The following is a 13,240-nucleotide window of genomic DNA, read 5'->3' as shown; positions in this document are numbered from 1 at the left end:
TCGGGCACCAGGTCAGCATAGCGCCGCGCGATATTCATGTCTACTTTGGCCAGCACCTGCTCCATATTGGACAACAGGGTGCGGAAGAACGGCCAGGCACCCGCCATGTCGCGAAGCAGCTCCAGACGCTGGGCCTGCTTGGCAGGGGCGCCTTCACAGCCGTGCTCAATAAACTGCGACAGCGCTGTGCCCACCCCATACCAGCCCGGAAGCAACAAACGGCATTGCGCCCATGAAAACCCCCACGGAATGGCGCGCAGGTCTTCAATTTTCTGGCCGGGTTTACGGGAAGCAGGACGAGAGCCGATATTGAGCCCGGCAATTTCCAGGATAGGGGTGGAGGCAAAGAAGTACTCGGCGAACCTGGGGGTTTCGTACACCAGACTGCGGTACACCTGCTGAGCGGCTTCGGATATGCAGTGCATGGGCCCCCCGAAGCGCGCCATGTGGTCGTCTTCGGCATGGGCGGAAGGACGTGCGGGGGTCAGGCTGGCGTCCAGCGTGGCGGCGACCAGCAGCTCTAAATGGCTGGACCCGACCTCGACGTCTTTATATTTGGCTTGAATGACTTCGCCTTGCTCGGTCAAGCGTATCTGGCCATTTACCGTGCCCGGCGGCTGCGCAACAATGGCGTCAAAGCTCGAGCCGCCGCCCCGCCCCACCGAGCCGCCCCGGCCATGAAACAAACGCAGGCGGGTGCGGTGCTGCCTGAAAACATCAACCAGACGTCGCTCGGCGCAGTAAAGCGTCCAGTTGGACGTTAAATAACCGCCGTCTTTATTGCTGTCGGAATAACCCAGCATCACCTCTTGCACGCCGTCTTGATCACACTTTACGCGTTCGGCAACTTCGGGCAGGCTCAGCCACGCATCCATGATTTCAGGGCCGCGCTCGAGGTCGGGAATCGTTTCAAAAAGCGGCACCACCATCAAGCCCCCGCCGGTGCGTTTCTGGCCCGGAGGGGCGCAAATGCCCGTCTCTTGTTGCAGCAGCAATACTTCGAGCAGGTCGCTAAGGGTTTCAGTGTGCGAAACAATGGTCTGGCCGATAGACCTCTGCCCGAACAGACGCCGGCATTGCGCCGCCATGCGCCAAATGGCCAGTTCTTTTTCAGTTTGCTCCGAATACTGCAGCCATGGCGAAACCAGCGGACGCGGCCGTCGTATTTCGTCGCGCAACAAAGCCACGCGCTGGGCTTCGTCCAGCTTGGCGTAATCGACCAGCTTGCCGTCGCGCTGCACGCCGGCTGCACTGAACAGCTCGGCAATCACGCTTTCGTTGACGTCGGAGCTCTGGCGCAGATCGAGTGTGGCCAGATGAAATCCAAACACCACCACGGCCTGGCGCAGGCTGTCCAGACGCAACCTGCCGATCAGGCCGCCGTGGTGATTTTGCAAGGACTGCGCCAGTGTGTCCAGGTCGGCCAGCAGGCTTTCGGGGCTGTCGTACGCGGGTGCGTCGTAGGTGGCAAACAGGGCCACTGAACGGCCCAGCAAGGCATGACTGGTGGCGGCCAGGCGCGCATAAATATGAATGCAGGCGCGTCGATAAGGTTCGTCGCGCCGATGCGCCGACGTGTCGGCGCTTTGGTCAGCCAGCTCAAGCAGCGCTGCGGTGGGGCGGGTCAGCATCTGCGACAACGACAGCTCGGTACCCAGTGCCTTGGTTTCGGCCAGGTAGTGTTCAAGCGCACACGCACACTGCTTGAGCAAGGCTTGCTCCAACGCGGCCGCATCGACATTCGGGTTGCCGTCGCGGTCGCCGCCTATCCAGCTTCCCATGCGCAAGAATGGCGGCAACATGCGGCTTTCAATGTCGAAGACCGAACGGCGCGCCGGTTGCAGCAGGTCGGCAAACTCTTGGTACAGGCGTGGAATGGCGTCCAGAAATGTGCTTTGGTAGTACGACAGGGCATTGTCGATTTCATCGAGCACGGTCAGCTTCTGGCTGCGCAGCATACGCGTCTGCCACAAGGTGGCCACCAGGCCTGTCAACCGTTGCTGCACGCGCACGCGCTCGGTGTCGGTGAGTGGTTCGTCGCACAAGGCCAGCTGCTCGGCAATGGCCCGATGCAGGTCAAGCGTGCTTTTACGCTGCACCTCGGTGGGGTGGGCGGTAAGCACCGGCTCGATGGCGGTGGTTTCCAGGTAGCGTCGTATGCGCGATTTGGCCACACCCCGGCCGCGCAAGACGTCGAGCGTGTGCTGCAAGCTGCCCCGAGCCGATGCATGGGTGGCGAGCTCGTGGCGCCGCCGGCGCTGAATCTGGTCGCGGTCTTCGGCGATATTGGACAGGTGCAAGAAGTACCCGAACGCCCGCGCTGCCTGCGTGGCCTGGTCGTCGGTTAGCCGGGCAATCTGGCGTTCAAGCGCCCGGCCGTCGTGGGCGTTGCCCTCGCGCCGAAGCCGCACGGCCACCTGACGCAGCTTCTCGATTACCTCGTAGGCACGCCGGCCTTCGCACTCTTTAATGACCTCGCCCAGTGCGCGGCCCAATAGCCGCACGTAAGCACGCAGCGGCGGTAGATCAGACTCTTTGAAAAATGACCCTGTGGCCGGCGGCTGGCTCATGGATTTGTCCCTGCTTATCAGTTTGGTTTGTGCGCAGACCAAACTGTAGCAGGAACGAATTCAGAGCAAAAACCAATTTTCCGGCTTACGCAGATTACAGCTTATTGCGGCACGAAGTCGTTGGTGAAGACATCGTTCACGTCCAGCTTTTTGGCGATGATTTCTTGCTGCAAGTAAAACTCTTGCAAGGCCGCCACACGTTGCGGGTCGAATTTGCCCAGCACTTGCTGGCCGGGGTAAACGTTTTGGGCGTAGTAAGCCAACACCTTGCTTACAAGCGCCTCACGACCCTTATAGCCGGGTACTGCTTCGATATAGGCCTTGGCGGCGGCCTCGGGGTCATCGCGAACCTCGGCCAACGACTTAAGCGTGGCGGCAACAAATCGGCGAATGACTTCGGGGTTCTTTTCGATCATGTCCTCAGATGCCAACACCGCCTGAGCCATGCCGGGGAAGTAAGCGCCGGTGGATTCCCACTTTAAATCGGCGCCGGCCTCTTCGGCAACCGCGGCCATTTCGGGGGCACCCACCAGACCGGCGGCATTGCCATTGGCGACAAGCTGCCAGATGCCATTGGGGCCGGCTGCCTGAATGTCGGCGTCGCTGCGCGTCAGGTTTGCATTGGCCAATACCGCCAGGGCTGCGAAGAAAGACGTGTCTTGGTATGACATGACGGTAAGGGTCTTGCCCTTGAGGTCGGCGGGGGTTTGAATATTGGCGTCGCTGCGGGTTGCCAACTGATGCAAGGCCTTGCCGCCCAAGAGGGCCACGCCTTTTACCGGGATGCCGTTTTGGCGCAGGATTAGCGGGGTATCGCCCAAGGCCCCCCCAAGCTGGCCGTTACCGGCCCCTAGCTGCTTGCCCACGTCTGCGCCGCCTTTAACCGATACAAATCGCACCTTGAGGCCGGCGTCGGCATAATAATTTTTGTGCTGCGCCAGCATTAACGGCGCAAACGCTATGGCATTGGCGGGTGCCGGCAGCAGATAGGTGATTTCAACGGGTGCTTCCTGGGCATGTGCACTGCCAACCGAAAGCGCAACGGCCGAGGCCAGGGCGGCTGCTTTAACGAAACCGCTGAGTGCTTGTGTGATGCTTTTCATGTGTCTCCTTTCATGCTGCATGGGGCGTACTGTTTAACTGCGCTGTCGCCTCTGCAAAGTAATGCTTTACTACGCAGCGGCGTTGCCTTTTAATTCGCTTGTCGATGAATTATATGGAGTTCGAATTTGCGAGTCCATCCGGCAACGCCGACAATATGGCTTTATCCGTACAAACCCCTAGCCAACCACCCATGAACGCATCTGCCAACAAGAAGATCACTCGGGCCAAGGGCCGCCCAGACGCTGACGGCACGGTAGGACGCGAAGCGCTACTGACCGCAGCCATCGAAGAGCTGCGCGTGTCATCGCCCGAATCCCTGACACTTGCGGGGGTGGCGGCACGCGCCGGTGTTCATCCGGCGTTGATCCGCTATTACTTCGGCAACAAAGACAAGCTTCTGCGCGAAGTCGTTCGCCAGCAGGTCGAGCATGGGCAAGAGTCGGCGCGGTCTATTATGGAAAGCGGCGCGCCCCTTGAAGAAAAACTGAAGGGCCGCCTGCAGAGCATGATCGACCTGATACAGACCAACCCGCATTTTCATCGTCTGGTGCTGGACAAAATATACGGCCGGGGCACCGACGGCGAAAGCGAAGACCTGCTTGGCCGGATCACCACACGGGGCATGCGCCTGACCATGTCGATGCTGCACGACGCGCCTGCGCGCACCGTACGCCCCGTCGACCCACGGTTTTTGCACGTCGCCATCATTGGTCTGACCGAGTTCTTTGGCGCCGCCGAACCTTTGCTGCACGAGCTTTTCGGTGAAACCGCCGATATGAACGACCTTAAGTCGCGATACATTGATTTCATTACGGATCTGGTTCTGCACGGCATCTTGTCCGACCCCGCCGGCCCCACGCCCGATATTGACAAAGCCTTGCCCTGACCGCAATAATTCGCTCTATCGTGAATTAATTGCTTGGGGTAAACCGCATGCTTAAAAATTATTGGTATGTCGCCTGCACCAGCGGCGAAGCGGGCGAGACGCCCCTGGGCCGCGTCATTTGCAACGAGCCGGTGGTGGTGTTTCGTGAAGAAGACGGCACGGCCGCTATTTTGCGCAACGTCTGCCCCCACCGTCAGGCGCCGCTTTCGATGGGTACGGTCAAAGGCAGCGTGCTGCGCTGCCGCTATCACGGCATGGAATTCAACGCCCAGGGCCGCTGTGTACATATTCCCTCGCAAGACGTCATTCCGCCCCGCTCGCACATTAAAAGCTACCCCTGCGTCGAACGTTACGGCCTGGTCTGGATCTGGCCGGGCGACCCCGAACTGGCCGATGCCGCCCAGCTGCCCGAACTGCCCTGGCGCGAAGACAGCGCCTGGAACAGCGACATTGCGCAGTACTTTCATGTCAAGAGCGCCCATGTGTTAATGAACGACAACCTGCTCGACCTGTCTCACGTGGCCTTTTTGCACGCCGACTCCATCGGCTTCGACTCCAAGCGGCTGGAAGGCGACCCTTTGCAGGTGACGGTTGAAGATGCTTACGTCAGCACCCGGCGCGTGTTCAAGAACACTATTCAGGCCCCCGCGCACAAAGCGTGGCGCGAACTGAAAGAGCCCATTGACCGCACCCAGCTGGCAGAATGGCGTCCGCCCTGTTTCATCAATGTGCTGGCCCGCAATGAAAACGAAGAAGCCCAGGTCGACCTGCGTGCCGACCACTTCATTACGCCCGAAACCGAGACCTCGCACCATTACTTCATTGCCATGGCGCGTAACTTCCGCATCGACGACGAAGCGCTGACCCGCAAGCTGGACGACGGCGCCCGCATCGTTCACAGCGAAGACGTGGAGATTGCCGAGGCCCAACAAGCCATGAAACAATGGACGGGCGGCGCCCCCGACATGGCCCTGAAGGCAGACAAGGCCGTCACCGCAGCACACAAAATTCTGGCGCGCCTTGAGGCCGCCGAGGCCCAAGCATGACCCAGATCAAGAACGCCCTTATCGTCGGTGCCGGCATTGCCGGATGCTCGGCAGCCATTATGCTGGCCAGCCGCGGCGTTGCCGTAACCCTGGTCGAGCAACAAACCGAGTGGCGCTTTCAAAGCTCGGGCATCTTCGTATACAGCAATGGGCTGGCCTCGCTGCGCGAGGTGGGTGTGCTCGAAGACATCCTTGCTGCGGGCTTTGGCATCAACGACGGCAAGAATATTTATCTGGACCATCTGGGCCAGCCTATTGTTGATGTCTTTTACCCCTCGATCGGCGGCAAGGTGCCGCCGATCCTTGGCATCAAGCGTGCCGAAATCCACCGCATTCTGGCAGCCAGGCTAAGCTCGCTGGGCGTTGACATATTGCTGGGCACTACGGTTAGCGAGCTTGAGCCCGGTGCCGCCCACGAGCCTGCGCGCGCAAGCCTGTCCAACGGCCACACCAGCCGCTACGACCTGGTCATCGGCGCCGACGGCATCCGTTCCAGCGTGCGCCAGCGGCTGTTTCCGGCCATTGAACCGCGCAACACCGGCTTCGGCGTGTGGCGCAGCGTACACGACCGGCCTGCCGACCTGGATGTAAAAATAATGATGATGGGGGTGGGCAAGCGCTTGGGCATCATGCCCATCAGCGACGACAAACTTTATATTTTCGGCACCGTTCCCGAACCCGAAAAGCACTGGTACCCGCGCGAAACTTGGCCGCAAGTCATGCGCGACAAATTCTCGGAATTTACCGGGCCGGTACGTCAGTTTCTGGACCAGGTGTCTGACCAGACCGAAGTGCTTTACACCGTGGTTGAAGAAGTGGCCGCTCCGCTGCCCTGGCATCAGGGGCGCACCCTGCTTATCGGCGACGCCGCGCACGCCTCTACGCCGTTCATGGGCCAAGGCGGCGCCATGGCCGTTGCCGACGCTGTAGAACTGGGGCGCACACTGGAACAAGACGCACCCAACGTGCCCGAAATGCTGCGCCGCTTCGGCGAGCGCCGCTACCCCGAATGCAAGTTTGTTCAAGACGCCTCACGCGCAGTGGGCGAAGCCGGCGCTGTCGAAGACCCCGAAAGCTGCAAGGCCCGAAATGCCGCCATGCAGCAAAACTCGCAAGCGCATGTTGACGGCTTCTATGCCAAGCTGGCTGCTTTGCGGCAAGCGCCAAACGCCAACTGAGCAAGTACAACGACCTAGCCACCCGACACGTCAACGGCCAACCGGCCGTGTTGTTAGCGATAACGCCAATAGGACGCCGCCCGGAAACCACCTACGATATCCAGGCGCTTCGCGTGTAATTTGGTGCATCCGTCATGTTTACTAATCAGTTGGCCCCCGATTTCAAGCAAAACATTCTGCAGGTAGCCGGCGCCCTGGTGCCTATCGCGCGCGGCTGCTTCTACGAGGTCGGCCCCGATCTCGAGCCGGCCGCACATGTCGTGTTGGGCGGCGAAACCCGCTGGATCAAACCCTACGGCGATACCTACCGCCGCTACGACCCGTTCCACCCCAGGCACTTTTCAGACAGTGGCCTATCCATTCTTACCACCGCCGACCTGCATCACAACACCGACGTCCACGCGCGCTACGTACGCGAGTTCATGCAGCCAATAGGCGTGGCGCACAAGGTCGAGATCCTGCTGCGCAATACCAACCACCAGATCATCGCCGGCCTTCGTCTGGGCCGCAGTGCCGCTCAGGGCGAGTTTTCGGCCGACACCCTGCAAACCTTGCACGCCTTTCGGCCTGTGCTAGAAAAAGCATGCTTAAGCCAGTTGCGCCCCAACCCGTTTCCGTGGGCGAAACTTACCGAGCGCGAAACCCAGGTCATGCATTGCCTGCTGGAAGCCATGCCCGACAAGACCATTGCCCGCCGGCTCGAGCTTTCGCTGGCCACCGTCAAACTGCACGTCAAATCGATCTTTCGCAAGCTGGGCGTAACCAGCCGGACCGAGGCCATTGTGTCGGCCTACCGCTCCGGCCTGATGTAATGCCTGGCCACCACGGCCAGATCCTGGTCGGCCTGACCGGCCTGCGCGGCGTCGCTGAACACGCGCATGGCCTCTTGGGTTACGCGCATGGGCATGCCGTTTTCAGTGCCGCTGCGGGTAATCACGCCCAGGTCCTTTACCGCCCCCGCCACACTGAAAGCCACAGGCGACACTTCGCCCTTGATTACTCCCGCTTTTGGCGCCAGGGCAGGCAGGGCGGCCGGCGTATCCAAAATGACATCCAGCATCTGCTCAAGCGACAGGCCGGCGGCCGAACCCGCGCCAAGCGCTTCGGCCAACCCGGCAAAATAAACGCTAAGCAGGTTGTTGACGCAGTGCTTCATGGCCATGCCGCGGCCTGTTTCGCCGCAATAAACCACCCGGCGCGAGTAGGCCTGCCAGACCATCTGCAACGAGTCGGCAAGGTGTTTATCGCCGGCCACCAGGGTCAGCAATTTACCCTGAAGCGCGGGCCCCACCGTACCCACCACCGGCGCTTCAAGAAACTGCGCGCCTGCCTCGTGAGCCATACCCGCCAATGCGCGCACCGTGTCGAGTCGCACAGTGCCCATTTCGACAAACGTCTTGCCTCGCGCGTGCCCGCCCGCCAGCATTTGCGCGTGCACCTGCAGCGTTGCGTCGTCGTCGATCAGCATCGAGAGCACGACGTCGCTGCGCTGCACCAGCTCTTGCAGCGACGACGCGCGCTCAACCCCGGGGGGAAACTCTTTGGGCGAACGATTCCACGCCGTAACGGCCATGCCGGCGGCACCCAGCCGCCCCGCCATGGCCATGCCCATTCTGCCCAGACCCACGAATCCGATTTTTTGCATCGCGCCACGCTCCATATGCCGGCGTTCGCCCGAAACGGCCCGCCGGTTCCCTTATCCCGCAAACTTAACATTGGCCCAAGCGCTGCGTCCATGGTCAAAACCCTATCCTTAAGAATAGTAGCGGCATGTGTTCCAGTCTGGATAGACTCACAAGCATGAATGCATTCAAGTCTGCACCCACTGCTCCCATGTCCACGCCCGACGCTCAGGCCTATGCCGACCATGTCGAGGCGCTGAGCCGGGCCACCCCGGCCCAGCCCGCGGTTCGCGCCGCCTATGGCTCGCTGCCCGGCCAGCAATTCGAGGTCTACGAGCCCGAACAGACAAATGGCGCGCCCGTGCTGGTGTTTTTGCACGGGGGCGCCTGGACCCACGGCGGGCTCGAATGGCTGCGCTTCATGGCCCCGACCGTACTAAGCATGCCTGCGGTGCTGGTGGCCGTTACGTACCGGCTCGCACCCCAGCACCGTTGGCCGGCCGCCTTCGAAGATACCTGCGCGGCACTGGCGGCCATTTACGAACTCGTACAACAGCGGGGCTACGATAGCCGCCGTATTGTCGTGGCAGGGCACTCTGCCGGCGGCCATCTGGCGGCCCTGGCAACACTGCGGGGCGACTTCCCCTGGATACATGCCTGCTTCCCCGTCAGCAGCCGCTACGACCTGCACACCAGCGAGCCCGCGCCGGGCAGCGGCGAAGAACGCGTGTATAAACTGGTACTAGCCGACCCGGCGCAAGATGCCGAAGCCAGCCCGCTTCGTTTCGTCCGGGGAAACACCATACCTTTTCACATTATTTGGGGCGAAAATGACTTCCCCCGCATCCGCACGACCTCGCAAGCCATGGTGGACGCACTGCAAAAAGAGGGTTGCTCAGTGACGCACGCGGTGGTTCCCGCTGCGGGGCATTTTGACACCCATCTTTCGCTGCAGCGGCCCGACGACCCCTGGTATGCGCGTCTTAAGCGAGAATTTGCGCCAAAGGAGATTGACCCATGCTGATCGAACGAACCGAAGGAAAATGGATCGCCGATTTCGTCGAGGTGTTCGGCCTTTGCAAAATCGCACCCGGCGAAGTGGTTGCCATTTTGTCCGAAACCCAATCGCGCCCGGTGCTGGTTGAGCTTGCCGAACTGGCGCTTATACAAATGGGTGCACGTGTGTTCCACGTACGCATGCCCACGCCGCGTCTGAACAGCCCGATACCGCTTCGCTCGACCGGCACTTCGCTTGCAATCGGCGGCCTGGAGCAAGTGGTTCGAACCTTGGCTTCGTGCAATGTCGTCATCGACTGTACGGTCGAAGGCCTGCTTCATGCGCCCGAACGCACCGGCATACTTTCGCAGGGCGCGCGTATTTTCATGATCAGTAACGAGCACCCCGAAATTCTCGAACGGCTCAAGCCATCGAGCGAGTTGCAAAAAAAATGCCTGGCGGGCGCACAGATGATCACGGACGCCTCGCGCATGGAGGTCACATCGGCTGCCGGCACCCGGCTCACGGTCGACCTTACCGGCACACCGGGCCGCGGAAGCGCGGGCATCGCCGACAAGCCCGGTTCTTTCGGCTACTGGCCCGCGGGCCTGTGCCTTTGCTTTCCGCGCCCGGGCAGCGTTAATGGCACCCTGGTGCTGGCTCCTGGAGACGTCAACCTGACCTTCAAGCGTTATCTTGAAACCCGCATCACCCTGCACGTTGAAAACGACTATGTGGTGAGCATCGAAGGCGAGGGCACCGATGCCCAGCTGATGCGCAGCTATTACGAAAGCTGGAACGACCCCGAGGCATACGCGGTGAGCCATGTAGGCTGGGGCATGGCACCGGCCGCCCGCTGGGACTCCCTGACCATGTACGACAAGCGCGACACCAACGGCACCGAGCTGCGCGCCTTTGCGGGCAACTTCTTGTTTTCGACGGGAGCCAACGAAACGGCCGGACGCTTCACTGATTGCCATTTTGACTACCCCATGCGGCATTGCTCGGTGCGGCTGGACGACCGCCTGGTGGTCGATGCGGGCAAGCTTACCGAAGGCCTGCTGTAATGGCCGCGCATCCGTGCATCGAGGTAGACCGTGTCGGCCTGACGTTGGCCGGCCAAAGTATTTACGAGTCGCTTACTCTGGCCATACCCGAGTCCCGGTTTTTCTTTCTGCTCGGGCCTTCAGGCTGCGGCAAATCAACGCTGCTTCGCCTCATTGCAGGTTTGCTGGAACCCTCGAGCGGCAGCTTGCGGGTCAACGGGCAGCCTGCCCAAGACACCTGGCAGCAAATCGCTTTTGTGTTTCAATCGCCGCGTCTGGTCGGCTGGCGCAGTGCTTTGGACAACGTAACGCTGGCGGGCCAACTGCGATTTGGCGGTTCGTCAAAAAAATACCGGGCTCGCGCCGCCGAACTGCTTACGCGGCTGGGCCTGGAGCACGACATGCACAAGCTGCCATCCATGCTGTCGGGCGGCGAGCGTCAGCGTGTCGCCATTGCCCGCGCGTTCTTGCTCGACCCACCCATTATCCTGATGGACGAGCCTTTTTCGGCCCTTGACCTTAAAACCCGCGAGCACTTGCGCAACGAGCTCGAACAGCTGTGGCGCCAGTACCAAAAGACCGTTGTATTCGTTACCCACGACATTGACGATGCTCTGACCCTGGCCGACCGCATTTCAGTGCTCGGCCCCAAACCCACCCGTATCCTTGAAACCCTTGACATCGACCAGCCCCGCCCCCGAGCGCTTGCCGACCCGGCCATGCAGGCCTTGCGCAAACGACTCGAACAATTATTAACTCAATAACAAGGAAGAGACACATGAAACCGTATGCCAAATTCTTGATGGCCCTGACCGCCGTGTGCTCATTGTTGGGCGCAGGCGCCGCGCACGCGAAAGAAACCGTTACCTACGCCTACCAAATGGACCCCATGTACGAGGCCGCCCTTTGGGCCCTTAAAAACGGCAAGGTCAGCTCGGACACGGTTGAAGTCAAAACCACCGCCCTGTCGATTCCAGCCCTGATCCAGGCCACCACCACCAAACAGTACGACGCCATTCAAGCCGACGTCATCAACGTGCAGCGCTCGGCCGACCGCGGCCTGCCTCTGGTCATCCTTTCGACCGCCAACCGTTATAACGCCAAAGGCGAAGGCCACAACATCTGGGTCAAGAAGGACAGCCCGTATCAAAACATGGCCGACCTGAAAGGCAAGAAAATCGCCGTCCCCTCGCTGGGTTCTTCGGGCTTCAACCTGTTGCGCTTTGCCACCGAAGAGCGTCATAACGTCAATATGAACCCGTTGGGGGGCGATTACGTGTTCGTCGAAATGCCGGTTCCGCAGATTGAGGCCGCCCTGGCCGCAGGACAGGTGGACGCCGCCACCACCATACTCAGCCAGAACTACCGCGTCGCCCAATCGGGCAACTATCGCGCGGTGGCCACGCCGGCGCTCGACATGTACCAACTGTGGGGCTTGCGCATGATTCCTTCCATCAATGTCAGTTATCCCGAAAAAATCGCTGAGCGCCCGCAGGCCATGAAGGAACTGGCACGCCTGATGAAGGAGTCGGCCGAATATCTAAACGCCCATCCCGACCAGGTGTATGCCGCCGTTGCCAAAGAACAGAACATCGACCCGGATTTTTTCAAGGCCTTGTCCAGCGGCTACGCCGAGTCGCCCAATGTACTCAGCAACGACGACAAAAAAGCCATCATCAAGCTGTGGGACCTGGCGTATGAGCGCGGCGTGCTCAAGCAGGCCCCCGATAACCAGAAATACTTCTGGGCCGATGCGCCTGCCCAGTAATGCGTCTGGCCAATTCCACGCTTCGCGCCGGCCGCATTGCCACCCTTTGCTTCGGGGCAGGCGTGCTGGCGTTATGGATCATGCTCAGCATGGTCTACCCGCCGTACCTCGTGCCACGGCCCCTGGCGGTGCTGAACAATATCTTTTTGTTCATCTCCGACTGGAGCCACGCACGGCATACGGTTGCCACCCTGGGGCACATTGTCGTATCCATGGCTGCGGCTCTGGTTCTGGGGGGGCTGCTGGCCACTTTGGCGCACTTTGTGCCCGTACTCAAAGTGGCCATACACCACCGCTTATCTCCGTTCGCCAATTCTTTTTCAAGCATCGGCTGGACCATACTGGCCGTGGTCTGGCTGGGCATCGGTCTGCCCACCGTGCTTATTGCCATGACCGCCATCTTGCTGCCGTTCGTCCTGGTCAACCTGCGCGCCGGCTACGAATCGCTGCCCGAAGAGCAGATTGAAATGGCGCATTCGTTCAGCCGCAGCCGCGTCCGGCAAGTGCGCCTGGTGATGCTGCCGCTGCTTGTGCCCTATTTATTTGCCACCCTGCGCATCACGTTCGGCATGGCGTGCCAGGTGGTGCTTATTACCGAATTGTTCGGCGGCAACTCGGGCCTGGGCTACTTGGTCAACCTGGCCAGCCAAGAGGTCAACACACCACTGATATTCGCGGTTGCGCTGATGATGGTGGTGCTATTCCAACTAATAGACCGCCTGCTTTTTGATCCGCTGCAACAGCGCATCAGCAAGACCTATGCATACACCTGAGCGCACCTCCGCCTCGTCGCGCACGACGCATGCTACGTTGAACGGCTCGCCGCTTCCAGACAGCCTCAAGCCCAAAGAGAACCATGCCGGCACCCCCGCCTTCATGGGCCAGCTTATCGGCAACAGCATGGTGGTGATCGTGTTGCTTGCCTGGTGGCTGGCCAGCCGTTCAATGGGCGACGTACTGGTGCCCGACCCCCTTGCCATCGGCCGGCGCATGCTCGAAGTGCTGTTCGACCCCTCACTGGCC

13 protein-coding genes are annotated in these 13,240 nt (G+C 60.7%); 10 read left to right on the top strand and 3 right to left on the bottom strand.

Annotated features, from left to right (window positions below; all coding sequences use genetic code 11):
* A partial coding sequence (gene ppc, locus VL003_RS01785) for a phosphoenolpyruvate carboxylase (RefSeq protein ID WP_325438978.1) occupies window positions 1-2,570 on the bottom strand: 2,570 nt, incomplete at its 3' end.
* A gap of 101 nt (window positions 2,571-2,671) precedes the next feature.
* On the bottom strand, window positions 2,672-3,673 hold the full coding sequence (locus VL003_RS01780; protein WP_325438976.1) for an ABC transporter substrate-binding protein: 1,002 nt from the start codon (window positions 3,671-3,673) through the stop codon (window positions 2,672-2,674).
* Window positions 3,674-3,864: 191 nt separating this feature from the next.
* Between VL003_RS01780 and VL003_RS01775 the strand changes: the two genes are divergently transcribed.
* The 4 genes from VL003_RS01775 (at window position 3,865) to VL003_RS01760 (ending at window position 7,596) form a co-directional block, all read left to right on the top strand.
* Window positions 3,865-4,560, top strand: a complete 696-nt coding sequence (locus VL003_RS01775; protein ID WP_325438974.1) for a TetR/AcrR family transcriptional regulator — start codon at window positions 3,865-3,867, stop codon at window positions 4,558-4,560.
* Between the two features lie 47 nt (window positions 4,561-4,607).
* Complete coding sequence (locus VL003_RS01770; RefSeq protein WP_325438972.1) at window positions 4,608-5,606, top strand: aromatic ring-hydroxylating dioxygenase subunit alpha; 999 nt, start codon at window positions 4,608-4,610, stop codon at window positions 5,604-5,606.
* Entirely contained in the window at window positions 5,603-6,784 is a 1,182-nt protein-coding gene (locus tag VL003_RS01765; RefSeq protein ID WP_325438970.1) for an FAD-dependent oxidoreductase, read from the top strand. The genes VL003_RS01770 and VL003_RS01765 overlap by 4 nt, the downstream gene beginning before the upstream one ends.
* Before the next feature lie 134 nt (window positions 6,785-6,918).
* Window positions 6,919-7,596, top strand: a complete 678-nt coding sequence (locus tag VL003_RS01760; protein WP_325438968.1) for a helix-turn-helix transcriptional regulator — start codon at window positions 6,919-6,921, stop codon at window positions 7,594-7,596.
* On the opposite strand, the gene VL003_RS01755 is transcribed toward VL003_RS01760, so the two are convergent.
* Window positions 7,575-8,444, bottom strand: coding sequence for an NAD(P)-dependent oxidoreductase (locus VL003_RS01755; RefSeq protein WP_325438966.1), 870 nt, complete (start codon window positions 8,442-8,444; stop codon window positions 7,575-7,577). The two genes, VL003_RS01760 and VL003_RS01755, sit on opposite strands and share 22 nt — an antisense overlap.
* A gap of 140 nt (window positions 8,445-8,584) precedes the next feature.
* Between VL003_RS01755 and VL003_RS01750 the strand changes: the two genes are divergently transcribed.
* The 6 genes from VL003_RS01750 to VL003_RS01725 all read left to right on the top strand — a co-directional run.
* Complete coding sequence (locus VL003_RS01750) at window positions 8,585-9,430, top strand: alpha/beta hydrolase (RefSeq protein ID WP_325438964.1); 846 nt, start codon at window positions 8,585-8,587, stop codon at window positions 9,428-9,430.
* Window positions 9,424-10,470: a 2,5-dihydroxypyridine 5,6-dioxygenase NicX family protein gene (locus VL003_RS01745; RefSeq protein ID WP_325438962.1), complete on the top strand. Its 1,047-nt coding sequence runs from the start codon at window positions 9,424-9,426 to the stop codon at window positions 10,468-10,470. Before VL003_RS01750 ends, VL003_RS01745 begins: the two co-directional genes overlap by 7 nt.
* Entirely contained in the window at window positions 10,470-11,213 is a 744-nt protein-coding gene (locus VL003_RS01740; RefSeq protein WP_325438960.1) for an ABC transporter ATP-binding protein, read from the top strand. The genes VL003_RS01745 and VL003_RS01740 overlap by 1 nt, the downstream gene beginning before the upstream one ends.
* Window positions 11,214-11,227: 14 nt before the next feature.
* Complete coding sequence (locus VL003_RS01735; protein ID WP_325438958.1) at window positions 11,228-12,217, top strand: ABC transporter substrate-binding protein; 990 nt, start codon at window positions 11,228-11,230, stop codon at window positions 12,215-12,217.
* A complete protein-coding gene (locus tag VL003_RS01730) occupies window positions 12,217-12,990 on the top strand; it encodes an ABC transporter permease (protein ID WP_325438956.1) in 774 nt (257 codons plus the stop codon). Before VL003_RS01735 ends, VL003_RS01730 begins: the two co-directional genes overlap by 1 nt.
* A partial coding sequence (locus VL003_RS01725) for a hypothetical protein (RefSeq protein WP_325438954.1) occupies window positions 12,977-13,240 on the top strand: 264 nt, incomplete at its 3' end. The genes VL003_RS01730 and VL003_RS01725, both read left to right, overlap by 14 nt.

The organism is Pusillimonas sp. (assembly GCF_035515275.1).
Taxonomy (GTDB): domain Bacteria; phylum Pseudomonadota; class Gammaproteobacteria; order Burkholderiales; family Burkholderiaceae_B; genus Pusillimonas.
Note: the sequence above shows the minus strand (reverse complement) of the source record. Positions and strands in the feature narration are given on the sequence as shown.

Bases quoted from the DNA above. Each gene is read 5' to 3' on its own strand.
- VL003_RS01780 (WP_325438976.1), bottom strand. From the start codon at position 3,673: ATGAAAAGCATCACACAAGCACTCAGCGGTTTCGTTAAAGCAGCCGCC.
- VL003_RS01775 (WP_325438974.1), top strand. From the start codon at position 3,865: ATGAACGCATCTGCCAACAAGAAGATCACTCGGGCCAAGGGCCGCCCA.
- VL003_RS01770 (WP_325438972.1), top strand. From the start codon at position 4,608: ATGCTTAAAAATTATTGGTATGTCGCCTGCACCAGCGGCGAAGCGGGC.
- VL003_RS01765 (WP_325438970.1), top strand. From the start codon at position 5,603: ATGACCCAGATCAAGAACGCCCTTATCGTCGGTGCCGGCATTGCCGGA.
- VL003_RS01760 (WP_325438968.1), top strand. From the start codon at position 6,919: ATGTTTACTAATCAGTTGGCCCCCGATTTCAAGCAAAACATTCTGCAG.
- VL003_RS01755 (WP_325438966.1), bottom strand. From the start codon at position 8,444: ATGGAGCGTGGCGCGATGCAAAAAATCGGATTCGTGGGTCTGGGCAGA.
- VL003_RS01750 (WP_325438964.1), top strand. From the start codon at position 8,585: ATGAATGCATTCAAGTCTGCACCCACTGCTCCCATGTCCACGCCCGAC.
- VL003_RS01745 (WP_325438962.1), top strand. From the start codon at position 9,424: ATGCTGATCGAACGAACCGAAGGAAAATGGATCGCCGATTTCGTCGAG.
- VL003_RS01740 (WP_325438960.1), top strand. From the start codon at position 10,470: ATGGCCGCGCATCCGTGCATCGAGGTAGACCGTGTCGGCCTGACGTTG.
- VL003_RS01735 (WP_325438958.1), top strand. From the start codon at position 11,228: ATGAAACCGTATGCCAAATTCTTGATGGCCCTGACCGCCGTGTGCTCA.
- VL003_RS01730 (WP_325438956.1), top strand. From the start codon at position 12,217: ATGCGTCTGGCCAATTCCACGCTTCGCGCCGGCCGCATTGCCACCCTT.